Source organism: Mucilaginibacter sp. 22184 (assembly GCF_052045695.1).
GTDB lineage: Bacteria > Bacteroidota > Bacteroidia > Sphingobacteriales > Sphingobacteriaceae > Mucilaginibacter.
Genome location: NZ_JBQEPI010000005.1, coordinates 222,142 through 247,215 on the forward strand (window position 1 = coordinate 222,142; position 25,074 = coordinate 247,215).

Sequence of the window (25,074 nt, forward strand, 5' to 3'; positions counted from 1 at the left end):
ATATTTATGATAGCTTCTTTAACGCAATTTGATACTATTGGTTTTTACCAGCAAAAAAACCTTACTCTAAATTTGAATACCACCAGATACTGAAACAGGTATATTTACCTCAATTAAAAAAACATTAATTCATTTGCCATGTTTATTAGTTATAAATATAATAATCATGGGGGTTTTACAACATATACAGCATCAGATATCGGCTCTTAACGATCTGATTAAAATAAATAATGATCGCATCGCGGGTTATGAAAAAGCTAATGAAAGTACTAAAGAAACAGGATTAAACTTGCTCTTTAAAGAATACATGGATCAAAGTAAAAGCAATGTTTCCGAGTTGCGAGATTATATCCAAGTATTGGGAGGCGACCCTACCGATGGTACTACCCTATCCGGGAAACTAAATAATACCTGGATAGATGTTAAGTCCGCTTTTTCAAGCAAAGACAGGCGTAGTATATTAAGTGATTGTGAACGTACCGAAGATATTGCCAAAAAAGCATACCGGGCGGCACTGGATGATAAAGAGCTGATATGGGAAGATCAACAAGTCGTGTTCATCCTTAAAAAGCAACTGGAAAGTTTAAGGGTTGCCCATGACACCATCAAAGCATTACGCGACGCGGAGGTGAATGCCTGATAAATAAACGGGACTGATCCGTTTATTTATTGACCAACTACTGGTTTTTCTGAAATAATACTATCCACAACAAATACACTTACGCCGCGCCATGGCAAAGCGTGCAAATATTCCTTGTAATGTAATTCGAGGTAAGAACCAGCGCTGCTGCTTAGCTTCTGCGCAACTTTCTCGTCGGTAACAGAAAACATAAATTCGTTTGAGGAGATATTGCCCCCACTTTGTGGTGTTTTTATGCCGCTTTGTATCAGTCGGCCCTCATAGGTTTTAAACAGGTACCCCTTTTTTACAAAGTAGTTCATGGTGCCTGCCTTTGCGCCTTCGCCAAAAACAAAGAAATAGCGCTGGTAAGTAAACCCGGCGATCAATACTAATATCACTATTAAAATAATTGCTTTGGTACGGCCTTTCATATAGATATATTTTTATCTAAACTACAAAATAAAACTAATAATCAATGGTGAGAATAAAGAACCGAGAATCAAGAAAGCTATAACACTGGATTGAGCTTAGACCGGATTTTAATAAGAAAAGCAAAGCCCTCATCTTGACTCCCGACTCTTATCTCTTGATCCTCATCAATTATTACCTGCAGGTGTGAGTTTTAAGTTTTTGTAAGACGATAGCATGAAATTGATCAGATCGATAATGTTCATGGGTGGTTCGTTAGTGTTGATGCTAAGTTTCTTTTTACTGTCAACAAAGTCAATGGCAAAGTAATAGTTTGGCGCATCGACTACTTGGTTGCCTTGTTGCCAGTCGTTCATTTTTTTTAGCTCGCTGTGCTTAAGCCAATAATTCAATGTATCCAGCTGACTCGGACTTAGTTTGCCGGTATAATCACCTTTGTATGGAGCAGCATGTTCACCGGCTTTTAAATGGTAATCGCCATTGGGCCATATCTCGATACCCAGCTGCGGACAGTCGCCAAAACATGTGGATGATAGGAAATAGACCTTGGCAAATTTTACGTTTTTATCGTAACTGTTTTTGAAGTTGAAGAATTCGTAAGTAATGGTACCTGCCAGTTCAATAGCATTTGGCTCAACGGCTTTTAAATATATACGATTATAGTCGGCGTGTCTAATCAGGAACTTAAAATCGGTCCGCCGTTGCTTCTTGAAATTGTCGGCACTGCTTCTGAAGATGTCTGACAGGATCAGTGTATCGTTCACAATAGCATAATGATCTTTAATGCCGGCATTGCCTACAAAATTATAATATACTTTTTTGTCGATGAAGTAAAGGTGGCCCAGATCTTTGGTTATCCAGCGTTCGGCGTCCAGTTGTACTTTTTGAGCAAATGATAAATCTGAGATAAGCAAAAATAATAACAGAGAGAGTCCACGTTTTACCATTGGAGTATGCTTTAGGGGTAGAAGAAATTTGGCTAACGCTTTAAAAACTCACAAACTCATATAATATTTTGTTAATGATGCAAAATCATCAAACTTCAATTCATAGTCATCTGTTTTTCCAAAACCATAGCTCACAAATATAAATGGTATCCCGGCCATGCGTGTCTGCTCAGCGTCACCATTAGTGTCTCCTATATAAACCGGGTGCTTTAGCTGGTGTTTATCAATCAGCAACTGCATGTTATGATGCTTGGGCATATTATTTTGCCCATAAGCTATAAAATCGGTAATGTCATTTTCAATTTTAGCCCAGCTGATAAACAAAGGAATAATCCCTACAGCGCAATTACTCAGTATAAAGATTTTGTATTTGGCGGCCAGTTGTTTGATACCCTCGGTCACTCCATCGTACATAACGCCGCCACTGGTGGGCAGTATCTGTCTGCGGGTTTCATTTACATCCATATAGATGCTCTGTGCCCTGTTATCATCAAACTCGGGCATAAGTACCTTGGTTAGTTTTTTGCCTTCCATGCCCATCAGCTGCATCAGGTCATCACGGCCGAGGGTACGTTGGATGCTCATTTTTTCGAAAACCAGGTTCCAGGAGTTGGCGTAGGTGTCAACGGCATCCCAAAGGGTTCCGTCCATGTCGAATATCAGACTATCGGGCTTTTGCATGTGAGCGATCTTGTTTTTGCTAAGATGTAAAATTTACACCAAGCATAAAACAGAAGTTCATGTTTTCTTCATTATTTATCTTCACCTTAGCATTGTGATAAGGTTAATGTGGGCCAGCTTAGCAGGAGGTTGGTTCCATAGGGCCTCTACCGTAAAAGGTAGGGGCTTTTTTTATGCCCAATTTTTTGCACTTTGAGTTTGTTATAATTATTTGATAATAAGATAATTGAATTGTCGCTAAAGTCTCATAGCTCCGAAATAGACCATCTCAAATCCCAAATCAGATGTTGATGCTATCGCCTATTTGGTATACTTCGTTAAACTTTATGCCCAGTTTGTCAAAATGTTTCACGTAAGCAGCATATCTTTTCTGAATGAAGAAAGTTTTGGCATAACCATCATGAACGGGTAATATCTGGCGGGGATGCAACTTATCGGCAAAGGCGGAGATCATTACTTCACTGGCAAATGGCGCCATGGTTACCATAATTAGCAATTCTATTCCTTTGAATTTCAACAGATTATCTTCCATGGAATCGACCGGGTGCAGCACCCTATCGTTGATCACAAAGCCTGTCATTTGAGGTAAAGGGTTATCCATGATCAGGGCATGTTGTACCGGAAATGCCTCCAATTTGAAGGGGCCAAAGTGCTCAATACCCTCTTCCAGGAGCAAATATTTTATTCCGACCCTGTTTAATTGCTCACCAACCTGACTATTGGTGACTACCTTGGCCCCGGAAATATTTAAAATCCTTTGTAAAATATCTATTACAAAATGATCCGGATGGATATGGGTAATCACTACAGTATTAACATCGGCAAACATTTCGGGTGTTACCAAGCCTTCAATAAAAGAAATATCGCCTGGATCAAATAAAATTTTATAACCATCGAGCTCAAATACAAGGCATGAATGGAGGTATTTTGAGATTTTCATATCTTTTTAGTTAGTATCAAGTAGCTAGTATCAAGTATCACGACAGCTGCATTTGCTTCTTAACGAATTCAAAAATCATGATACTTGATACTAGCTACTTGATACTAAAAATTACAACAATTCATTTGCCAGATTGGCCAGTTCGCTCCGCTCACCTTTTTGCAAGGTGATATGCGCGTACAGCGGATGTCCTTTGGCTTTATCTATCAGGTATGACAATCCGTTACTTTCTGCATCCAGGTATGGGGTGTCTATCTGGTAAATATCTCCTGTAAAAACAAATTTGCTGTTTTCGCCGGCGCGTGATATAATGGTTTTTACCTCATGCGGCGTAAGGTTCTGGGCTTCATCCACAATAAAGAATATCTTACTCAATGTACGTCCGCGGATAAAAGCCAGCGGGGCTATGGATATTTTGTCGTTAGTTACCAGTTCATCTATTTTGGCCTGCATCTTTTCATCGTCCCCAAACTGATCTTTGATAAACTTCAAATTATCCCAGATTGGCGCCATGTATGGGTCGATCTTTGATTTGATATCACCGGGTAAGAAACCGATATCCTTATTACTTAAAGGCACAATCGGCCTTGTAACAAAAATTTGACGATAATATTTTCTTTGCTCCAGCGCGCTGGCCAATGCCAGTAAAGTTTTACCTGTGCCGGCATTGCCCTGGATAGTTACCAGTTTAATATCGGGATGTAACAAGGCATGAATGGCAAAGGCCTGCTCAATATTGCGGGGTAATATATTAAATACCGGTTGCTCTATAACTTTTTCCAGCTGCCTGGTTTGGGTATTATAAAAACCAGGTACATCGCTATTTTTGCTTTTTAATATATAGAAATGATTATTGGTGTACGATGTAATATGCAAACTTTCGGCTGGCAGATTTTCGTGCTTGTTTAACTGGGTTATCAGTTTCTCGGTAACCTTGTTTACATCAGTTTGCCCGGTATACAATTCATCCAGGTTTTTAATCTTGCCGGTTTCATAATCTTCTGCGTGCAGATTAAGCGCTTTTGCTTTCAGACGCAGGCATATATCTTTTGATACCAGCACCACTTTTTTACCAGGATTCTCTTCCTGCAAGCCTAAGGCCGCATTCAGAATGCGGTGGTCTGTTTTGTCGGAGCCAAAAACTTCTTCAGCATCAATAGCAGTGGTTTTAATGTCCATCGCTACTTTGAAACTGCCTTTGCTTTTGCCATTTAATGGTATCCACTCATTTACCATCTTATTACGAGACAGATCATCCATAAGGCGGATAAAGCTTCGGGCTTCAAAATTACGGGTGTCGTTACCGTTTTTTTTGTTATCCAGTTCTTCCAAAACCTGAATAGGTATGGCTACATCATGCTCCTGGAAATTCTGGAATGCGTTGTGATCGTAAAGGATCACCGAGGTATCTAAAACAAATATTTTATTACTTCCTATAGTCCCGTTCTTACCATCTTTATTCATATCCGACTAATTTAAGGAATCTGTTTTTAGTTTCCATTTTGTATTTCGGAATTCGGATGTTGGATTTCGAATTTATTTTGATTGGAAACTTGGGATTAAGACTCAAAACTCCCCCCTTGTCGGTTTTGTTCTATTTTATTTTTTGATATCGCCGCAACTTTATCAAAAAATAAAACGCCATGAAATCATCAACTTTTAATAACAATAGCAAAATAAAACAATGGTTTACCACATTGATCATCATTGCGCTTCTGTGCTGGAATCAAATTGCTTATGCTCAAAATTCCCCCTTAACCGGCAAGCCCCTGTTTGAAAAAAAATGTGCTACATGTCATGGTAACGATGGCACAAGAGGACGCTGGGGTGCTGCGAATTTGCGGTTAAGTAAATTAGATAACAACGAATTGCTCTACACCATTAGTAATGGCCGTGGTTTTATGCCCAACTGGGGAAAAAAACTGACTGCGGGCCAGATAAGCTCTGTAATTGAATACATTAAAACTTTAAGAAAATAAATCATGATCAAGATGAATATGACAACCCTGATTTTAATCATCACAGCAACAGTCACTGCTTTAATCGCGGGTCTGTTTTACGGTTATACCTGCTCTGTTAACTTAGGACTGGGTAAACTCGCCGATCGCGAATATATCGCTGCTATGAACTCCATCAACGTGCAAATAATAAATCCGCTTTTTATGGCCAGCTTTATGGGGACGTTATTGTTGCTGCCCCTGAGTGCTTATCTTAATTATAGCCCGGGAATGAATACGCGCTTTATCCTGTTAGTTGTTGCTGCTCTGGTTTACGCTATCGGTGTGTTTGGCGTTACTATGTTTGGAAACGTGCCCTTGAATGATGCCTTGGCAAGGCTTAATGCTGAGACCGCATCGCCAAAAGAATTATCGGTATACCGGGCAATGTTTGAGGGGCCCTGGAACTTTTTGCATAACATCCGCACATTGGCTAATGTAGTAAGTTTAGTATTGGTTATTACCGGTTGCTGCTACGAAAGCAAATAAATGAAAGGAATTGCAAAATCTGGTAAAAATGAAAACGGGAGTCTTTTCTTTCGAATTGAGCTCCCGTTTCCTGACCACTGTTCTGCCATAGCTTCCCAGTAGCACCAAGTTTTGTGCATCATTACCGATATGATCTTGTCCGTCGCTCTTTCGAGCTGTCGACTCCTTCAATATCATTGGTTCAGTTGCGGTTCTCCGTGAAGTTCCTGCATTTCCCCAATACCTCTTTTAATCACAATCCTTTTTCAAAAACTTTCGTCTTATCATTTTTTCATGTAACTCAGGCACTTCCCTTGTTCTTTAGTTCTCCCGAAGGCTAACCCGATTCAACTTCTGTAATCCTGAAAGGCTGTCAATGTACGTCGTTCTTGATGATTTCAATATCGGGACATCCTGCTGATTCTGCAAGGATTTTATTTGTTTTTTATTAACACGTTATTAACATTGAAAGTGTAGTTATAAACATTGATTAAAGCTTGTTTTTCAATTCATTATTTATGGATAGTTGAAAAATAGCCGTGCTTATAAACAATTCGCTTATTCACAAAAACTCGTGAAATGCATAGTTTTTATGTTTCAGAAAATGCGTAAAATGAAAAAAGTTTAAAATTTTTCTGTTAAATGGCGCCAATATCTTTTAGGAATATGCCTTAAATGGAGCTTTGTATTTTTCCTGGAAACGATGTTTGTGCTGCTAAAATAATTTTTCCAAAGGCTCTGATACATGAGTTCATCGTGGCTCACAATCGTTATAGTATCGGTCGGCTTGCTTGTTTCTGAAAAATCAAGCGAGATATATTGGGTATCGTGCAAATCATAATAAATCCCATACCGTCTTTTAATATCATAGATCATCCACTTCTGATCGGCGTATCGGTCCTTGAAATGCCTGATCAGCAATGGCAGAACGTTAAAATCGGGTTCTACAGCCGAGTAAAATGTTTCGTCTTTTAGTTTTTGGAAGCGCACAAACGCCTCCATCCGATGTTTTTCACGACGAACCATTTTGATGATCTCTGAAATACGCATCACGTATTTATTTCCATAATCTTCTTCAATATTTCTATCAGCGTCAAAGGCATAGCGAATAAAGCCAACAATCGCGTTTTCTTCATTCTCCATTTCGGCCATGTGGGCAATATAAAGTCGTTGTACACAAGCAACTGATAATCTTTTCCGTAGCCCTCGTAATACCCTGTTAGCACGGTTCTCGTCTGTGATAATCTCTAATACCTCTTCAAATAACGCACTGGCGCGCCATTCTCCTTTTATTAATTTTACGTGTAATAGTTTACGCTCGTATATTTCAAATACCGCAGTGAGTAAGCCTTCGAATGTGCCATCGTAAACCAATGTATACATGATCAAAACAAGTTAAGTTGGGTTTGCGTGTTTTTGATGTACTTGCTTTTTGATTCGGCAAGGATAAATTGTTTAATATTATTGCCGGTTAAATCGCGGCGTTCAAATTCGTTGCTTTTACAAATAATAAAATACCGGGCGCGATTAATGGCCACTCCTATTTTTTTAAGTTGCTCCCAGCTCAATCTGGCAAATTTGCGCGCGCTCACAATTTTTTGTGCCGACTGTATTCCGATGCCCGGTACACGTAGTATCAATTGCAGATCGGCCTTATTAATATCGACGGGAAAAATCTGCATATTTCGGATGGCCCAGCCCAGCTTAGGATCAATATCCAGATCAAGTAAGGGTTGATCTTTATTTACAATTTCGTTTACATGAAAACCATAAAACCTCATCAGCCAATCGGCCTGGTAAAGCCGGTTTTCGCGCACCATGGGTACCGCTGTATTTAACGCTGGCAGGCGTTTGTCGGTCAGTACCGGAACATAGCCGGAATAATACACTCGTTTTAAATTGAAATTCTGATAAAAATAATCAGCTGATTGAAGTATTTGCTGATCGTTCTCTGGTGTGACACCAATAATTACTTGCGTACTTTGTCCTGCCGGGGCAAACGCCGGTGCGTTTTTAAAGAGCTTTTTTTCTTCGGCCCGTTGAATGATCTCTTTTTTTAGAAAACTCATTGGGTTGAGCATGTCCTGTCGGTTTTTGTCCGGAGCTAACAGTTTCAATCCGCTTTCGGTAGGCATTTCCAGATTCACACTCAACCTATCAGCGTACAGGCCTGCCTCCCGCATCAATTCATCACTGGCTCCCGGGATAGATTTGAGATGTATATAGCCGTTAAAATTGTGCTCGGTACGCAGTTTTTTGGCCACCCTAACCAGGCGTTCCATAGTATAATCGGCATCCTTAAAAATGCCGGAGCTTAAAAACAAGCCTTCAATGTAATTGCGCCTATAAAAATTTATGGCGAGGTCAACCACCTCCTGCACGGTGAAGGCTGCGCGTTTAACGTCATTGTTTTTACGGGATACACAATAGGCGCAATCAAAAATACAATGATTGGTAAGCAGTATTTTCAATAACGATACACATCGCCCATCCTCCGTGTAGCTGTGACATATACCGTTACTCGCATTTCCAAGTCCTTTGTTTTCATTTTTGCGTTTACTACCACTTGATGCGCACGATACATCATATTTTGCGGCATCCGCCAATATATTCAACTTCTCTGTTATCCGCTCTACATTCATATTAAGTCAAAAATACTAATAATTTTAGCAATTTAACATTGAGCAAGAGTTTATTTTTAGCGCTTTTGGTTGTAATCCGAGAATAAAAAAGGCCGCCCCTTGCGGAGCGACCTCTTTAAAAAACCAAACTAACTACTTTATGAAAACAATCTTTTATTATTTGATAGCTATTTCTCTTGATTGAAATTTAGCTTCTTCTTTTTTGGTTATGGTAAGCTTTAATACACCGTCGGTATAATCAGCTTCGATTTTTGAATGATCGGCGCTTTCTGGTAATGTGAACGATCTGTTGAAAGAGCTGTAGCTATATTCGCGTTTGCTGAATTTTTTACCTTCTTCTACGCTTTCGCTTTTCTTTTCAGAAGAAACGGTCAATACATTTTTATCCAGATTGATCTTGAAATCTTCTTTCTTTAAACCGGGTGCTGCCAGGTCAATCTGAAATTCGTTTTCAGTTTCGGCAATGTTTACCGCAGGCACGCGGGCAACTAATTTATTACCGATGTATGAGTCGTTCAATAAAGAATCTAATACATCATTAAAGAATGGGTTTACCGCGTTATTTTTTAATCCGTTGTTGAATTTTACAAGTGTCATTTTTAATGTCTCCTTTAAGTTTTTGTTTTTGTTAACTTCGTAAGCTATTAATCAAGTGTTGTACCAAGTGATAAAATCGATAAATAAGCGACAACTTGTCACTTTAAATTGATTCTATACAGACAAAATGACCTAAATGAGCGAAAAACTTTCAGATTACAAGTATAAAACGGCCATCCCCATCCGTTTTTCAGATATAGATGCCTTCGGACATGTAAACAACGCGGTGTATTTAACCTATTTTGAAATAGCCAGAAGCAATTACTGGAAAGAGATCATCAACTGGGATTGGAATCATGCAGGTATTATCCTGGGGAGGTCAGAGATCAATTACCTGAAACCCATCACCATTAATGACCAGATAGCCTGTTATGTACGTACCGTCCGTATAGGTAATAGTAGTTTTGATGTAATGCACGTACTGGTTAAGATAACCGAGCATGGTGAAGAAATTGTAACTACCGGCAAAACCATTTGTATTAGCTATGATTATAGCGCTAATAAGTCAGTATCTATACCTGTTAATGAGCGGCGCAGTATGATTGAGTATGATGAGCCAAGGCTGATTTTGAATACGAATTAGTAGATGTGCAGATATGTAAATATGCAAATGTCGGTTTACATTGTTTTCATTATCTGCACATTTGTTTTAAAATATTTTCCCCGGGTTTAGTATCCCGTTAGGATCGAATACTTTTTTGATGCCTTTCCATAAAGCGAAATGTACATCGGAGTATTTTATTGGCATAAATTCTTTTTGAACAAGGCCAATGCCATGTTCGCCGGAAAGTGTGCCGCCTAATGATACGGTTAGCTCAAAAATTTCACGGATGCCAAATTTGAGTTTGTTATTCCAGTCGTTATCACTCATCTTGGCTTTGATGATGTTTACGTGCAGGTTGCCATCACCGGCATGGCCATAACAAACAGATTCAAAGCCATATTTGGCACCAACTTCTTTGATGCCTTTTATGAGTTGCGGTAATGCGGCCCGGGGTACTACCGTATCTTCTTCTTTATAAATAGAGTTTGATTTTACCGATACAGCCATGGTACGGCGAAGGCGCCAAATTTCTTCTTTTTGGGCCGATGAGTCCGCAAACAACACATCGTTACAGTCGTAATTCTCTAAAACGGCGTTGATCTTTTCGCAGTCGGCAAATATCACGTCTTGATTGTTGCCGTCAACTTCTATCAATAAAAAAGCCTGAACATCATCCTTAAGATCAAAAGCGATACCGTCATATTCTTTTACCCACTCTACTCCCCTGCGTTCCATAAACTCCAGCGCTGATGGCACAATACCCGCCCTGAATATAGCTGATACAGCTGCACAGGCCGCTTCGTTAGTTGGAAACGATGCCAGCATCAGCGCATCAATGGTTGGTAAGGGTATCAGTTTAACCACAATTTTAGTAACAATACCTAAGGTGCCTTCCGAGCCTATCATCAACTGAGTTAAATTATAACCCGAGGCATATTTAAGCGTGTTGGCTCCCGTCCAGATGATCTCACCGGATGCCAATACTACCTGTAAATTCAATACATATTCGCGTATGGTTCCATACTTAACTACCCGCGGCCCACCTGATCCATGCGATACGTTACCACCAATAAAACAGCTTCCTTTACTGGCCGGATCAACCGGATAAAGCAAGCCTTTGGCCGCTACCTGGTTCATAAATTCCTCGGTAATTACACCTGGTTCTAAAGTAGCTTGCAGGTTTTGCTCATCAATATCCAGTACTTTATTAAAACGCTCCATCGCTATCAGCAACCCACCTTTAACCGGTAATGCGCCGCCACTTAAACCTGTGCCGGCCCCGCGGGGGGTAACCGGGATGCGGTGCTTATTGCATAGTTTCAACAAGGCAGCCACTTCTTCCGGGGTTTGGGGCTTGGCAACTACTTCTGGGTAATAAACCAGGTCCTCGGTTTCATCGTGACTGTATTTTTCAAGATCGTCATGCTGCACAATAACCGCGTCGGCACCAACAATGGCCGTAATGGCATCAATTACAGGTGGTGTTATGATATTATAATTCATGTTGTTGGTGGATAATTAATCGTAACGCTCGACTGGGCTACACGTCCTGTCAACGGGGGATTTAATTTTTTTATCGTCACTTCAATGGTCTTAACAAAGGGGTATTTACTCTGAATACGATTAGTGATCGCCTGCCCTACCGTTTCAATCAGCTTACTGGGGATCTTCATCTCCTCGCAGGCTATGGTATACACTTTTTCATAGTCGACCGTGTTATGTAACCCATCCTTCAAATCGGTTGCCGGTTCAAAACCTACCGCGATATCTACCAGAAAACGGCATCCTATTTTTTGCTCCTCGGGATAAAACCCATGATAGGCAAAAAACTCTGCACCCTGCAAGGCTATATTTATCATACTCCAAAAGTAATTGATTTTTTGATTCAGCAAGTCTCTTTATGCCTTTGGACTGTTAAATTTTAGTAGAAAAGACTGGTTCAAAGTTTTTTTTGAAAAAATATAATTTTCAAAAAGTAGGTTTAAACAATCTAAACATAGTTTTTGAAATAAAGTGGCTTCTGGTATTCAAAAACAGCGATTTAGGCTTCACCAACTCCCCCTCAAATCATCTATATTTGCCCACCAACTATAACATTATGGCTAAAACAGATCTGTACGAAGCGCCTGATTATTATCAATTAGATGAATTGTTAACCGAAGAACATAAGCTCATCCGTTCATCCGTGCGCGATTGGGTAAAGAAAGAATTAAGCCCCATTATTGAGGATTACGCCCAAAAAGCCGAGTTCCCCAATCAACTCATAAAAGGCCTTGCCGAGATAGGCGCCTTCGGCCCAACTATCCCTGTTGAATATGGTGGTGCAGGTTTGGATTATATGGCCTACGGCATTATTATGCAAGAAATTGAACGTGGTGACTCGGGTATCCGTTCTACCTCATCTGTTCAGGGTTCATTAGTGATGTATCCTATTTATGCTTATGGCTCCGAGGAACAGCGCAAAAAATATCTGCCCAAACTGGCATCTGGTGAAATGATAGGCTGTTTCGGTCTTACAGAACCTGATCATGGCTCAAATCCGGGCGGTATGACTACCAATATCAAAGATGCCGGGGATCACTATATTTTAAATGGTGCCAAAATGTGGATCTCCAATGCCCCATTCGCTGATATTGCCGTTGTTTGGGCTAAAGACGAGAGCGGCAAGGTTCGCGGAGTGATTGTAGAACGCGGCATGGAAGGGTTTACCACTCCAACTACCCATAATAAATGGTCGCTAAGAGCATCAGCTACAGGCGAGCTGGTTTTTGACCATGTGAAAATTCCTAAGGAAAACGTGTTACCAAATGTGGCTGGCTTAAAAGGTCCGCTGGGTTGCCTTAACCAGGCCCGTTACGGTATTGCCTGGGGAGCGCTTGGCGCGGCTATGGATTGTTATGATACAGCCCTGCGCTATTCTAAAGAACGTGTGCAATTTGGCCGACCTATCGCCGGCTTCCAACTACAACAAAAGAAACTGGCCGAAATGATCACAGAGATCACCAAGGCTCAGTTATTGGTTTGGCGTTTGGGGGTACTCAAAAACGAAGGTCGGGCAACTCCTGCTCAAATATCCATGGCCAAACGTAACAGCGTAGAAACCGCCATTAACATAGCCCGCGAAGCCCGCCAGATATTAGGTGGCATGGGCATAACCGGTGAGTATTCTATCATGAGACACATGATGAACCTGGAATCAGTGATCACTTACGAAGGTACCCACGATATTCACCTGCTGATAACCGGTATGGATATTACCGGGGAAGATGCGTTTAAATAATATTGTCTGAATCAGAATTTTCAGAATTTAGGAATTAACAGAATTGACTGGTTATTATTCTGAAAATTCTGATTCAGACAGTTTCCTTTAAAAATTCCCCGTACCATTTTCCCGACTCCTTAACAATACGTTGTTGGGTATTATGATCAACATAGATGAGCCCGAAACGGGGATGATAGCCTTCGGCCCATTCAAAATTGTCGGTCAGTGTCCAGATAAAATAGCCGTTTATTTTGCAGCCTTCGTTTTTTGCTTTGAGTACCTGGCGTATATAGTTTTGTAAATACCGCAGGCGCTTTGGGTCATCTACTTTGCCATCCTCCACTACGTCTGGAAAAGCAGAGCCGTTTTCGGTAATGATAATACTTTTGATACCGGGGTAAGCATCAAACTTTTTAATCATATGATAGATAGACGGCGGAAAAACTTCCCAGCGCATAGCGGTAAGCTCATCAACTTTCCGATCTTCTGCCTTTATCATTTTGGCGTTGATATAAGGCGTAAAAAACGAATATTTAACAACCTCGCGGGTATAGTTCTGGATGCCTATAAAGTCGAAATCAAAATGCATGTTATCCTCATCGCCTGGCAGAATATATTTTTGGATACTCTTCAGTACCGGTAATTCCTTAACAGGATAGCCCATACCTAAAATAGGTTCAATAAACAACCGGTTAATCAGCGCGTCTGCTCTTACTGCGGCGGCTACATCCTTTGGTTTATCGCTGGCGGGGGTAATTTGCGAGCAGGAAAAGGTGGTGCCTATCTGCGCTTCGGGCAGTAACTGGCGTAATATCCTTGCTCCAGCGGTAATACTAAGCACCACGTGGTGTATAGCCGGGATAAAATTCCTGATGCCGCTGCGGCCCGGAGCATGTATGCCGAAAAAATATCCCGCGCCTGTAAAAACAACTGGTTCATTCATCACCATCCAGTGTTTTACCCGGTCGCCAAAGCTTTGGACGCACAGGTTTGTAAACTCGCTGAACCAGCTGATAACCTCCCTATTTGTCCACCCGCCTTTTTGTTCCAGTATCTGTGGCAGATCCCAATGGTAAATAGTAACCCAGGGCTCTACTCCTTTTTTGATGCAATAATCAATAACCCGGTTATAATAATCAATACCGGCCTGGTTTATCTCGCCTGTGCCGTTGGGTAAAAGGCGCGACCAGGATATCGAAAACCGGAAGTTGGGGATATTGAGCTGTTTGATGAGATCGATATCTTCCTCGTACCGATTATAAAAATCGCAGGCGGTATGAGCGTGGTCGGCATTAAGTATCTTGCCTTTTTTTGTGGTAAAAGCATCCCATACCGATTCGCCCTTGCCATCGGCATCGTGCGAGCCTTCTATCTGAAATGCGGCAGTTGAAACGCCCCAAATAAAGTCGGGGCCAAAGAGTTGTTGGCGGAGTGGTGTATCCAGATCAGTTAGTTCCATTAAATTGAGCTAAGCAAAGCCCAAAATTGCGATTATTTTATGAAAGAAAAGCTTAACGGACAATTTAGTGGATAAAAGATGATCTCATGCTTTTGCGGATCATCCATTCACGAACACTGCTGACCAATCTTGAAAAAACCGTGATGAATTTCATAACTATGCTTTTTAATATATAACTAAAGTTAAGCTACAGGTATAACCTAATTGTAACAGTTATATTATCATATTATTAAACCGCGATGAATTGCGGTTAATTGAAAAGTACGTTTTACTTAAAGTTAGTAAATTATTGTGAAACAGGTAGTTATTTTAAAGAATAAGTTTTGCAAATCTTCTGTTGTAAAGTTAATCGGAAAAAATAGATAAAAGACCTATTTTGAGTTTTGTCATTTATGCCTGATACTTGTTCTATTATTCACTTATCTCCTCATGAAAGCACACTTTATTAAACTGTTCAATTATAACCGCTTTGCTAATGATCTGATACTGAAAGCAATTATTGACAGGCAAGTGCCCCAAAAAGCATTACAACTGTTTGCACACCTGCTAACAGCCGAGCAGGTTTGGTTTGATCGTTGCCACAACTTACCACCCAAATATGCTAATGCATGGTTTGATTATACTATTGAAGAGTGCGTACAGCTTGTTCCGGAATGTCATGACCAATGGATAATCTATTTAAACCAACTAACCGATGCCGATCTTAACAAAATAATTAAATATCAGAATTTTAGAGGTGATAATTGGGAAGATTCACTGGCGGATATATTAACACACGTAATTAATCATGGTACGCATACCAGGGCACAGGTGGGCCAGCAGTTGAAATTTGCGGGTGCAGAAAGTTTACCTATTACTGACTATACCTATTATTTAAGATCGGTAGTTAACAAAATTTAACCCGTTTATTTGCCATATTTGCCAGTATATACTTCCATTGAAAAAGTCCTATGAAAAAATTTAGTTTGATTACTTTAACAGCCTTGGCTTTGTGGGGTTGCGGAGACGGTAAAAAACAGGAAAAATTACTGCTGGATAGCGTTATAGCTACACATGATAAGGTTATGGCCAGCGACGAGCAGCTGATGAAAAATAAAATGATCCTGGATAGTATCATCAAAAATGCACCAACTACAGTAAATATCGACTCAGCCAAAGCTTATTTAAAACTGGTTGATGATGCGGATGACGCTATGAGCGATTGGATGCACAAATTTGATGCAGAAAATAAAGGTAAATCCCACCAGGAGATCATCGATTATCTGACCGATCAAAAAAAGAAGATCACCATTATTGATTCGCAAATAAACATGGCCGTTACCAGTTCAAATAAATACCTGAATACAACCACTAAAAAATGAAAAATATCGTCTGTGCATTTATTGTAATCGCGCTTTATAGCGCCTGTAAACAAGGTAGTACTAATAATACTGCTAAACTTCCTATTTTGGGCAATCGTGAACCGGTTACCAAAACGGTTGATGGCAAGCAGGTTACCGATACAACTTATTCAACCATCCCGGCATTTAAATTTGTGAACCAGTATGCCGATACTATAAGCGATAAAAGTTTGGACGGCAAAATATATGTAGCCGATTTCTTTTTTACCACCTGTCCTTCTATCTGCCCGGTAATGCACCGCAATATGCTCAACGTGTACAAAGAGTTTAAGGCCGATGATAATTTCAGGATCATATCCCATACCATCGACCCTAAATATGATACTGTGCCAGTGTTAAAAAAATATGCCGATAAAATGGGCATCAGCGGCAATACCTGGTGGCTTTTACACGGTACTAAAGAAGAAACTTACCAGATAGCTAAAAATTACCTGGTATCGGTACAGGAAAAAAACCCACAGGGCGAATATATACATGATGGTTACTTTGTTTTAGTTGATAAGCAAAAACGCCTTCGTGGTACCTATGATGGTACCGATCCCGCACAGGTGACCAAATTAATTGCCGATATTAAAACACTAAAAACCGAACCTGACCAGGTTAACGCTAAATGAAATTAGCATTTTTTACGGGCATAGTCCTATTATTTATTATGGCAGTGGTGGCCTCGTGCCAGAGTGAGGATCAGGTTGAATTTAGCCGCTATTACTCTGGCGGCAGCGTTATATATTTGGCGCATTGCCAAAACTGCCATGGCGAAAAAGGCGAAGGTTTGCAGGCGCTGATCCCACCACTTACCGATTCTGTGTTTCTGAAAACTAATCGTTCATCATTAGCTTGTTATCTAAAAAATGGCCTTAAAGGAAAATTAACAGTAGCTGGTCGTGAGTTTGAAGGTGAAATGCCTGCTGCAGCCGATCTGTCGCCCATTGAGGTAGCCAAGGTATTAACCTATATAACCAACTCCTTTGGTAATAAGTCAGGTTTGATTAATCTGCAACAGATTGAGGCTGATTTAAAAAATTGTAAGTAAATCACTTAGCAGTCGCTCGGCAGGAGCCGAGCGACTGCGGGACAATAAAGGGTGCCATGCTGAGCTCCGTCGAAGCATGGTGGGTGGGCCTCTGCGCTCTACCCTTCGACGGGGCTCAGGGTGACACCCCTCTTTTTATTACTTATCACTGCGTTTTACTAATAAATTGCACGTTGGTTTTACTGTCAGATCTCAGCACGCTTTGCTGTTTGAACCGGCGGATATATAGTTGCGCAATGCTATCCAGTGCTGCGTCGCGCTGCTTGCTTGGTTTTCCAAAAAAAGTAGCCACTTTAGTAGGTTCGGTTATGGTTACTTTTGTTTTGGTATCCTTCCAGCGCCCATCGGCGTTCCATTCGGTATACCCTTCCGGAAAAAAATGACTGATCACACTGTCGCTAAAAGCTTTCCATTGTTGTTCGCTAACCTGTCCTCCATCGGGGATATCCCTTCCAAAAAACAGATCGCTCCGCTGATAAGTAGCACAAGAAGCCAAACTAAGGCAAAAGAAAAGAGGTAAAATTCGGTAGGTATTCTTTTTCATAGGTGTAAAAGGTTTTGGTATACATCAAAAATAATTAAAAAATAAAATTTAACTATTGTTTATGGGGTTTAATTAAAGATTACAAGAAAGCCCCACCCAGTCCTTTTCTTTGGAGAGGGCTTTAGGCATTTTTTTAAAGTCTCCTACTTTTGGGTAGATTTAGAGGGCGCCCCTTCCCCAAAAAATCCGTACCTTTACCCCTGCAAAACGTTCTATCGCTGTCCCGATTTATCGGGACGGAGGAAAGTCCGGGCAACACAGAGCATCCTGCTTCCTAACGGGAAGGCGCCGGCAGCCGGCGACAGCAAGTGCAACAGAAAACAAACCGCCACGTCCCGATAGCTATCGGGATTGGGTAAGGGTGAAACCGTGAGGTAAGAGCTCACGACGTTTCCGGGTGACCGGAAATGATGGTAAACCTCAGGAGTTGAAAAACCAAATAGGTCCCGGAAGTGGAGTTGCTCGCTTCCGCAATGCCTTCGGGCACTACTCCGGGATGGGTAGGTTGTTTAAACCTGTCAGCAATGGCAGGGCCAGATAAATGATAGAAATTGCTTTTTAAGCAATACAGAACCCGGCTTACAGATTTGCTGCTGAATTATATAACCCTTTCCTGCAAACAGGAAGGGGTTATTTTTGTTACAAGCTCAAGTGTTTATTTTTCTATACAAAATCTTATATATTAGCAAGCTAAATAAAGTCCCAGGTACTGAGTTCTAAGTCTGATGTCTATTCGAAAATAATCTTCAATTGATGACTTAATGCTTAAGACTTCGGACTTAAAAAACTACCTGATTTACATTTAATAAAAGATATGGCTAAAATTTTAATCATTGATGATGAGCGGGCGATCCGCAATACGCTACGCGAGATATTGGAATATGAGGATTATGATGTTGAAGACGTTGACAATGGCGTTGACGGACTGCAACTGATTGAAAAAAATGATTACGACCTGGTACTGTGCGACATCAAAATGAATCGCATGGATGGCATGGAGGTACTTACCGAGGGTTTGGCCATAAAACCCGATCTGCCTTTTATCATGATATCTGGTCATGGCACAGTTGAAACAGCTATAGAAGCCAGCAAAAAGGGCGCGTTTGATTTTATATCAAAACCACCAGATCTTAACCGCCTGCTGATCACCGTACGTAACGCCCTTGACCGAGGAAGCCTGGTTGTTGAAGCCAAGGTATTAAAACGCAAGGTTTCAAAAGTTCGCGAAATTCTGGGTAACTCCCAGGCTATTGTTAAAATAAAAGAAACTATTGACCGTGTAGCCCCTACCGATGCCCGTGTTTTGATCACTGGTGCAAATGGTAGCGGTAAAGAATTGGTGGCTCGTTGGCTGCATGAAAAATCTAATCGTTCCTCCTCTTCTCTTATTGAAGTCAATTGCGCGGCTATTCCGTCAGAGTTAATTGAAAGTGAGCTTTTTGGTCACGAGAAGGGTTCATTTACCTCGGCTATTAAACAGCGTATCGGTAAATTTGAATCGGCCAGCGGCGGTACGCTTTTCCTGGATGAGATCGGCGATATGAGTCAATCGGCCCAAGCCAAGGTTTTACGTGCCTTGCAGGAAAATAAGATCACCCGTGTAGGCGGCGAAAAAGAAATAGATGTTGATGTGCGGGTAGTTGCGGCTACTAACAAGGATCTGCTTAAAGAAATAGAGGCCGGCAATTTCAGGATGGACCTTTATCACCGACTGAGCGTAATATTGATACACGTGCCGCCGCTGATTGAGCGTAAGGATGATATCACCCTGCTTACTCAAAGCTTCCTGGATGAGATCTGTAATGAGTATGGCATGCCGGTTAAAAAAATATCAGATGCCGCCCTCGAAGCCCTGAAAGCATTGCCATGGACGGGAAATATCCGCGAGCTCAGGAACATGGTTGAGCGTTTGATCATTCTGAGCGACAAAACCATTACCGATAATGATGTGAAGGCATTTGCCAATCCATCCGCACCTGCAGTTGCGGGCGGCGAAGGTAATGGTATGGCCCAAACCGATTTTGATCAGTTCAATAACTTCCAGGAATACAAGGATTTTGCCGAGCGGGAATACATCAAATTTAAATTGGAAAAAAATAACTGGAACGTATCCAAAACAGCCGATGATATTGATATACAGCGTAGCCACCTGTATAGTAAGATCGAAAAATTCGGTTTGAAAAGAGGCGAATAATAAACTTATATAAATATTTTAAAAAGTGATTGAACTTAACACTCAATCACTTTTTTTATTGGGTTAAATTTTTTACAATTGTAATAAACCCAATCACGTTATGAGAAACACATTTTTACTATCGTTTTGTATTTTAGCCATCGCTGGCTGTACACAAAAACCTACCGAAACGGAAAAAGCTCCTGCCTCTCCTTTAACCGGTACCTGGCATTTAGTATCGAGCAAAAGCATTACCAAAGGCGATACTGCGGTAACAACCCCTCCCCAAGATCAGGAAATGGTCAAAATATTTAACGGAACTGATTTTGCGTTCTTTACCCATGACTTAAAAAATGGAAAGGTTGATAAACCAGTTTTTAGCGCTGGCAGCGGTACCTATACCTTGCAAGGTAATAACTATGCAGAGCATTTGGCTTACTGCAATGCCCGCGAATGGGAAAACCGCGATTTTAAATTTACCGTAGAATTTAAACATGATACCCTGATCCAAAAAGGCATTGAAAAAATTGACAGCCTTAAAATTGATCACGAGATCATTGAAACCTATGTAAAACTGCGATAAACGATATAAGCAGATTACAACACGTAATAGTTTTACGCGCAATTTTCGTGTTTTTGTAATGAATAACGGCCCGTTTTTTTCAATAGAAAGAAGAATCGGGCTGTTTTGTTAAGGATAAAATAACACAAAAAGGTAAGTGGAGGATTTGATCAGAAACTGATTATCTTTGCAGTGCCCCCATATGAACGTACCATCCCCAAAAACAGCAAAAATGCTTTTGTCCTGTAAACTCACTGTTGTTATATCAATCACCGTATTATTTTTTAATAACTGCCGGACAGAAAAGCTTAAACCTACCACCGACAGTCCGAAAACGCCCGATGGTACCATAATATCAAAAGATACAACAACTGATGGTTCTCTCATTCCTCATAGCGTGGCATTAAAAAATATGTTCGGTATCAATGCCTATGAATGGAACTTTTTGCAGGATCCGGCAAACCCTAATTTGAAAAGTCATATTTATGAGGCTAATATGGCTGTAATCAAGTCTTTTAGTGCAGTAAGGCATTATATGAACTGGAATAAGCTGGAAAACACCAAAGGCGATTACACTTACAATCCTACTAATAATGGCAGCTGGGATTATGATTTGATATACACCCGTTGCAAGCAAGACGGCATTTTGGTTTTGGCCGATCTGAAAAATTGCCCAACCTGGCTGGAAAGCACCTACCCTGCTAATTTGCAGGATAATGAAAATGTGCCTGCACCTTATGGAATTAATAAAAGTGATCCCGCAACCTATGCCGACCAGGCACGTACTGCTTTTCAGTTTGCCGCAAGGTATGGCTATAACGGCAATGTAAATAAAGCCCTGGTTAAGGTTGATAGTCGCCCGAGGTGGGCTAATGATCCACTTAATGTGGTTAAGATAGGCATGGGGCTCATCAAATATATTGAATGTGATAACGAGCGCGATAAGTGGTGGAAAAGTGACGCTACTCAGCAAACTCCGGAGGAATACGCCGCAAATATGTCGGCATTTTATGATGGTGATAAAGGCCGGTTAGGCAATAACGCCGGCGTAAAAACCGCTGACCCTACTATGCAGGTTGTGATGGGTGGTTTAGCTACCTGCGATGTAAACTGGGTTAAACGGATGGTAGAGTGGTGCCGGAAAAATCGGGGTTATAAAGCTGATGGCACTATCAACCTGTGTTTTGATGTGATCAACTTCCATTTTTATAATAATAATGGCAATATACTTACCCATGCCAGGGCAACTACGGGCGTAGCTCCGGAGCTATCCATGGCTGGTCAAATTGCCGATTCATTTGTGCAGTATGCCAACACATTACCTCAAAAACCCGAGGTTTGGGTAACAGAAACGGGTTATGATATAAATCAGGGTAGTTATCAGAAGGCTATAGCTATTGGCGATAAATCAGTTCTTTCAACGCAAGCCGATTGGATACTAAGAACCTCTCTTTTGTATATCAGGCATGGCATCAAAAAAACGTTCTACTATCAATTGCTGGATGATACTCCCGATGTTGATGTTCAGTATGCTACTTCTGGTTTGGCCACGGATGCTAAGCCGAGACCTGCGACCGATTATATTCTGCAAACCAATGCACTGATGGGGAATTATGCCTACCAAAGCACTATCAATGCCGATCCAATAGTTGATAAATATGTTTCGGGTGGTAAAGTAATGTACGTTTTAATGATCCCAGATCAAAAAGGCCGTACTGCGAATTATACGCTCAATTTAGGGCTGTTGGCCGCTAAAGCCAATATTTATACTTTAAAGGCAGGTGCAAATGCGGCCGTTAAAACCCAGGTTTCCACAACGCTTGGTAAGGTAACGGTGAAGGTTTCCGAAACCCCGGTGTTTGTAGAAGCGGCTAATTAAAACAGTATATCAAAATCTCATCTTAAAAAGCTATTTTTGCGGTTCAATGGAGCACATTCGTAATTTTTGTATCATCGCACATATCGACCACGGTAAAAGTACACTTGCCGATAGGTTATTAGAATATACCAACACTATTACCCAACGCGAATCGCAGGCACAATTGCTTGACGATATGGACCTGGAACGCGAACGGGGTATCACCATAAAAAGCCATGCCATACAAATGGATTATGTGCTTGACGGGCAGAAATATACCCTGAACCTGATAGACACCCCGGGCCACGTGGATTTCTCCTACGAGGTTTCCCGCTCTATAGCTGCCTGCGAGGGCGCATTGCTTATCGTTGACGCGGCACAAGGTATACAGGCGCAAACCATATCAAACCTTTACCTGGCATTAGAAAACGATCTGGAGATAATCCCAGTGCTGAATAAAATGGATCTTCCCGGTGCAATGCCCGAGGAGGTAAAAGACCAGATAGTTGATTTGATTGGTTGCAAACGTGAGGATATTCTGGCCGCATCTGGTAAAACAGGTATGGGCGTACATGATATTTTACGTGCCATTGTGGAGCGTGTACCGGCACCGGTGGGCGATCCTGAGGCACCTTTACAGGCTTTGATATTTGATTCGGTGTTCAACTCTTTCCGTGGTATCATTGCTTATTTTAAAGTAGTGAACGGCGAGATCCGTAAAGGTGATAAAGTAAAATTTGTCGCGACAGAAAAGCAATATCTGGCTGATGAGGTAGGTACGCTGAAGCTTCGTCCGCTTGCTAAAGATGTGATCAAAACCGGCGATGTAGGCTACATTATATCTGGTATTAAAGAAGCCCGCGAGGTTAAGGTTGGTGACACCATAACCCGGGTTGACCGTCCTTGCGAAGTAGGTATTCAAGGTTTTGAAGAAGTAAAACCAATGGTATTTGCCGGTATTTACCCGGTTGATACCGAGGACTACGAAGAGCTGCGCGAATCGATGGCTAAACTGCAACTGAACGATGCATCACTGGTTTTTGAACCGGAATCATCTGCGGCATTAGGCTTTGGTTTCCGTTGCGGTTTCCTGGGCATGCTGCACATGGAAATCATCCAGGAGCGTTTGGAGCGTGAGTTTAACATGACGGTGATTACTACCGTTCCCAACGTATCGTATCTTGCTTATACTACCAAAGGTGATGAGATTGTAGTTAATAACCCATCAGATCTTCCTGATCCAAGTAAAATTGATCACGTGGAAGAACCCTATATTAAAGCGACCATCATTACCAAATCGGAATTTGTAGGACCTGTGATGTCGCTTTGTATCCAAAAACGTGGTAGTATTGTTAACCAGTCGTACTTAACGTCCGACCGTGTTGAGCTCATATTTGAAATGCCGATGGGCGAAATTGTTTTTGACTTTTATGATAAGCTGAAAACTATTTCCAAAGGTTATGCTTCGTTTGATTACCACCAGATAGGTTATCGCCAATCTGATTTGGTTCGTCTGGATATCCGTTTAAATTCTGAGCCTGTGGATGCTTTATCGTCACTGATTTTCAGAGGCAACTCTTATGATTTTGGTAAAAGGATCTGCGAAAAGTTAAAAGAACTTTTACCTCGCCAGCAATTCGAGATCATTATACAAGCATCAATTGGTGCTAAGATCATAGCACGCGAAACGGTGAAGGCCTTACGTAAGGACGTTACCGCCAAATGTTACGGTGGTGATATATCCCGTAAGCGTAAACTGTTAGAGAAACAAAAACAAGGTAAAAAACGCATGCGCCAGGTTGGTAACGTAGAGATACCACAATCGGCATTTATGGCTGTTTTGAAATTGGATTAATATAGAATCAAGAGATAAGAATCAGGAGGCAAGACAAAAGAGCTTCTCTTGATTTATGCTACTCTTGATTCTTGGCTCTTACTTCTTGATTCTTATTTATTTTATGCAACTATTAGACGGAAAATACGTATCGGAAAAATTGAAGGTTGAAATAGCCGAAGAAGCGGCTAAAATATTACAGCGCACCGGCAGGCAGCCTCATTTGGTGGCTGTATTGGTTGGTCATGACGGTGGCAGCGAAACTTACGTGGCCAGCAAAATGAAAAACTGCGAAAAGGTTGGTTTTAAATCAACCCTGGTACGTTATGAGGATGATGTGACCGAAGAAGAATTGTTGAAGAAAGTGGAGGAATTAAATGCTGATGCAGACATCGACGGTATCATTGTACAACTTCCCCTACCCAAACATATCGACCCGGAAAAAGTAACCGAGCGTATTGATCACCGTAAAGATGTAGATGGCTTTCACCCGGTAAACCTGGGCCGTATGCAGCGTAATCTGCCATCATTTATACCCGCTACTCCTTATGGTATCACCCTGATGCTTAAAGAGTATGGCATTGATACTGTAGGCAAACATTGTGTGGTAGTGGGTCGCAGTAATATCGTGGGCTCCCCCATGAGTATTTTGATGGCTCGTAATACTACTCCGGGCAATTGCACAGTTACTATATGCCACAGCCGTACTCCTGATATTAAAAGCATTACCTTACAAGCCGATATTTTGATCGTGGCCATAGGCAAAAAGAATTTCATTACTGCCGATATGGTAAAAGATGGTGTTGTTGTGGTTGACGTGGGTATGAACCGCGAAACCTCTGCCCTAACCAAATCAGGCTATAAACTATACGGCGATGTTGACTTTGAGAACGTTGCTCCAAAATCATCCTGGATAACCCCGGTACCGGGCGGTGTTGGCTTAATGACCATCATTGGTTTACTTAAAAACACCCTGGCTTCCGCTAATAAAGAGGTTTATCAATAGGTTGGTTGATTAAGTGAGTAGTTGATTCTGTTGGATTAAGTTAGAACCATTTAACTCAATCAACTACTCACTTAAT

26 protein-coding genes and 1 other RNA gene are annotated in these 25,074 nt (G+C 41.2%); 15 read left to right on the plus strand and 12 right to left on the minus strand.

From position 1 onward, the window contains the following. The first annotated feature begins 166 nt into the window (after nucleotides 1-166). Nucleotides 167-640 carry a ferritin-like domain-containing protein gene (locus ACTJKG_RS12980; protein ID WP_172333499.1) on the plus strand — a complete coding sequence of 158 codons (474 nt, stop codon included), beginning with the start codon at nucleotides 167-169 and terminating at the stop codon, nucleotides 638-640. A 26-nt stretch (nucleotides 641-666) separates the two neighbouring features. Here the strand turns inward: ACTJKG_RS12980 and ACTJKG_RS12985 are convergent, their stop codons facing one another. The 5 genes from ACTJKG_RS12985 to ACTJKG_RS13005 all read right to left on the minus strand — a co-directional run bounded on the left by ACTJKG_RS12985 (nucleotide 667) and on the right by ACTJKG_RS13005 (nucleotide 5,083). Beyond that, entirely contained in the window at nucleotides 667-1,053 is a 387-nt protein-coding gene (locus tag ACTJKG_RS12985) for a hypothetical protein (RefSeq protein ID WP_172333500.1), read from the minus strand. 165 nt (nucleotides 1,054-1,218) lie between these two features. Further along, entirely contained in the window at nucleotides 1,219-1,998 is a 780-nt protein-coding gene (locus ACTJKG_RS12990) for a DUF6438 domain-containing protein (protein ID WP_172333501.1), read from the minus strand. 48 nt (nucleotides 1,999-2,046) lie between these two features. After that, nucleotides 2,047-2,679, minus strand: a complete 633-nt coding sequence (locus ACTJKG_RS12995) for an HAD family hydrolase (RefSeq protein WP_172333502.1) — start codon at nucleotides 2,677-2,679, stop codon at nucleotides 2,047-2,049. A 280-nt stretch (nucleotides 2,680-2,959) separates the two neighbouring features. Further along, nucleotides 2,960-3,619, minus strand: a complete 660-nt coding sequence (locus ACTJKG_RS13000; RefSeq protein WP_440739454.1) for an MBL fold metallo-hydrolase — start codon at nucleotides 3,617-3,619, stop codon at nucleotides 2,960-2,962. Between the two features lie 111 nt (nucleotides 3,620-3,730). Continuing rightward, on the minus strand, nucleotides 3,731-5,083 hold the full coding sequence (locus ACTJKG_RS13005; protein ID WP_172333504.1) for a PhoH family protein: 1,353 nt from the start codon (nucleotides 5,081-5,083) through the stop codon (nucleotides 3,731-3,733). Nucleotides 5,084-5,262: 179 nt separating this feature from the next. On the opposite strand from ACTJKG_RS13005, the gene ACTJKG_RS13010 reads away from it, so the two are divergent. Beyond that, nucleotides 5,263-5,598 carry a c-type cytochrome gene (locus ACTJKG_RS13010; RefSeq protein WP_172333505.1) on the plus strand — a complete coding sequence of 112 codons (336 nt, stop codon included), beginning with the start codon at nucleotides 5,263-5,265 and terminating at the stop codon, nucleotides 5,596-5,598. Nucleotides 5,599-5,601: 3 nt separating this feature from the next. Continuing rightward, complete coding sequence (locus tag ACTJKG_RS13015; protein WP_216650453.1) at nucleotides 5,602-6,105, plus strand: anthrone oxygenase family protein; 504 nt, start codon at nucleotides 5,602-5,604, stop codon at nucleotides 6,103-6,105. Nucleotides 6,106-6,708: 603 nt separating this feature from the next. Here ACTJKG_RS13015 and ACTJKG_RS13020 read toward each other — a convergent pair. The 3 genes from ACTJKG_RS13020 to ACTJKG_RS13030 form a co-directional block, all read right to left on the minus strand. Continuing rightward, the gene (locus ACTJKG_RS13020) at nucleotides 6,709-7,467 is read right to left on the minus strand and encodes a TIGR03915 family putative DNA repair protein (RefSeq protein WP_440739455.1); all 759 of its coding nucleotides are present in this window, start codon (nucleotides 7,465-7,467) and stop codon (nucleotides 6,709-6,711) included. Nucleotides 7,468-7,469: 2 nt separating this feature from the next. Then, nucleotides 7,470-8,726 carry a putative DNA modification/repair radical SAM protein gene (locus ACTJKG_RS13025; RefSeq protein ID WP_440739456.1) on the minus strand — a complete coding sequence of 419 codons (1,257 nt, stop codon included), beginning with the start codon at nucleotides 8,724-8,726 and terminating at the stop codon, nucleotides 7,470-7,472. 156 nt (nucleotides 8,727-8,882) lie between these two features. Further along, a complete protein-coding gene (locus ACTJKG_RS13030) occupies nucleotides 8,883-9,323 on the minus strand; it encodes an Hsp20/alpha crystallin family protein (protein ID WP_172333508.1) in 441 nt (146 codons plus the stop codon). A gap of 136 nt (nucleotides 9,324-9,459) precedes the next feature. On the opposite strand from ACTJKG_RS13030, the gene ACTJKG_RS13035 reads away from it, so the two are divergent. Further along, nucleotides 9,460-9,906 carry an acyl-CoA thioesterase gene (locus ACTJKG_RS13035; RefSeq protein WP_172333509.1) on the plus strand — a complete coding sequence of 149 codons (447 nt, stop codon included), beginning with the start codon at nucleotides 9,460-9,462 and terminating at the stop codon, nucleotides 9,904-9,906. A 66-nt stretch (nucleotides 9,907-9,972) separates the two neighbouring features. On the opposite strand, the gene ACTJKG_RS13040 is transcribed toward ACTJKG_RS13035, so the two are convergent. Continuing rightward, nucleotides 9,973-11,370 (minus strand): FAD-binding oxidoreductase, encoded by a 1,398-nt coding sequence (locus ACTJKG_RS13040; protein ID WP_172333510.1) that lies wholly within the window; start codon nucleotides 11,368-11,370, stop codon nucleotides 9,973-9,975. Next, the gene (folB, locus tag ACTJKG_RS13045) at nucleotides 11,367-11,726 is read right to left on the minus strand and encodes a dihydroneopterin aldolase (protein WP_172333511.1); all 360 of its coding nucleotides are present in this window, start codon (nucleotides 11,724-11,726) and stop codon (nucleotides 11,367-11,369) included. Before folB ends, ACTJKG_RS13040 begins: the two co-directional genes overlap by 4 nt. A gap of 239 nt (nucleotides 11,727-11,965) precedes the next feature. Between folB and ACTJKG_RS13050 the strand changes: the two genes are divergently transcribed. Beyond that, nucleotides 11,966-13,147: an acyl-CoA dehydrogenase family protein gene (locus ACTJKG_RS13050; RefSeq protein ID WP_172333512.1), complete on the plus strand. Its 1,182-nt coding sequence runs from the start codon at nucleotides 11,966-11,968 to the stop codon at nucleotides 13,145-13,147. Between the two features lie 73 nt (nucleotides 13,148-13,220). Here the strand turns inward: ACTJKG_RS13050 and ACTJKG_RS13055 are convergent, their stop codons facing one another. Next, nucleotides 13,221-14,588, minus strand: coding sequence for a GH1 family beta-glucosidase (locus tag ACTJKG_RS13055; RefSeq protein WP_440739457.1), 1,368 nt, complete (start codon nucleotides 14,586-14,588; stop codon nucleotides 13,221-13,223). 429 nt (nucleotides 14,589-15,017) lie between these two features. Here ACTJKG_RS13055 and ACTJKG_RS13060 point away from each other — a divergent pair, with 429 nt between their 5' ends. The 4 genes from ACTJKG_RS13060 to ACTJKG_RS13075 are packed head-to-tail and all read left to right on the plus strand — an operon-like array spanning nucleotide 15,018 to nucleotide 17,021. Beyond that, entirely contained in the window at nucleotides 15,018-15,488 is a 471-nt protein-coding gene (locus ACTJKG_RS13060; RefSeq protein WP_440739458.1) for a DinB family protein, read from the plus strand. Between the two features lie 50 nt (nucleotides 15,489-15,538). After that, entirely contained in the window at nucleotides 15,539-15,949 is a 411-nt protein-coding gene (locus ACTJKG_RS13065) for a hypothetical protein (protein ID WP_172333515.1), read from the plus strand. Further along, on the plus strand, nucleotides 15,946-16,602 hold the full coding sequence (locus ACTJKG_RS13070; RefSeq protein WP_440739459.1) for an SCO family protein: 657 nt from the start codon (nucleotides 15,946-15,948) through the stop codon (nucleotides 16,600-16,602). The genes ACTJKG_RS13065 and ACTJKG_RS13070 overlap by 4 nt, the downstream gene beginning before the upstream one ends. Further along, nucleotides 16,599-17,021, plus strand: coding sequence for a c-type cytochrome (locus ACTJKG_RS13075; protein ID WP_440739460.1), 423 nt, complete (start codon nucleotides 16,599-16,601; stop codon nucleotides 17,019-17,021). Before ACTJKG_RS13070 ends, ACTJKG_RS13075 begins: the two co-directional genes overlap by 4 nt. A 145-nt stretch (nucleotides 17,022-17,166) precedes the next feature. On the opposite strand, the gene ACTJKG_RS13080 is transcribed toward ACTJKG_RS13075, so the two are convergent. Continuing rightward, nucleotides 17,167-17,565 (minus strand): DUF3574 domain-containing protein, encoded by a 399-nt coding sequence (locus tag ACTJKG_RS13080; protein WP_440739461.1) that lies wholly within the window; start codon nucleotides 17,563-17,565, stop codon nucleotides 17,167-17,169. A 199-nt stretch (nucleotides 17,566-17,764) separates the two neighbouring features. Between ACTJKG_RS13080 and rnpB the strand changes: the two genes are divergently transcribed. From rnpB to ACTJKG_RS13110, 6 genes are all read left to right on the plus strand, one after another. Next, nucleotides 17,765-18,163: RNase P RNA component class A (gene rnpB, locus ACTJKG_RS13085), an RNA gene on the plus strand. A 216-nt stretch (nucleotides 18,164-18,379) separates the two neighbouring features. Next, the gene (locus tag ACTJKG_RS13090; protein ID WP_440739462.1) at nucleotides 18,380-19,759 is read left to right on the plus strand and encodes a sigma-54-dependent transcriptional regulator; all 1,380 of its coding nucleotides are present in this window, start codon (nucleotides 18,380-18,382) and stop codon (nucleotides 19,757-19,759) included. A gap of 100 nt (nucleotides 19,760-19,859) precedes the next feature. Then, nucleotides 19,860-20,321: a lipocalin family protein gene (locus ACTJKG_RS13095; protein ID WP_440739463.1), complete on the plus strand. Its 462-nt coding sequence runs from the start codon at nucleotides 19,860-19,862 to the stop codon at nucleotides 20,319-20,321. A 211-nt stretch (nucleotides 20,322-20,532) separates the two neighbouring features. Further along, complete coding sequence (locus tag ACTJKG_RS13100; RefSeq protein ID WP_440739464.1) at nucleotides 20,533-22,179, plus strand: hypothetical protein; 1,647 nt, start codon at nucleotides 20,533-20,535, stop codon at nucleotides 22,177-22,179. Between the two features lie 46 nt (nucleotides 22,180-22,225). After that, entirely contained in the window at nucleotides 22,226-24,013 is a 1,788-nt protein-coding gene (gene lepA / locus ACTJKG_RS13105; protein WP_172333522.1) for a translation elongation factor 4, read from the plus strand. 103 nt (nucleotides 24,014-24,116) lie between these two features. Continuing rightward, nucleotides 24,117-24,998 carry a bifunctional 5,10-methylenetetrahydrofolate dehydrogenase/5,10-methenyltetrahydrofolate cyclohydrolase gene (locus tag ACTJKG_RS13110; protein WP_166086643.1) on the plus strand — a complete coding sequence of 294 codons (882 nt, stop codon included), beginning with the start codon at nucleotides 24,117-24,119 and terminating at the stop codon, nucleotides 24,996-24,998. Nucleotides 24,999-25,074: the final 76 nt, after the last annotated feature.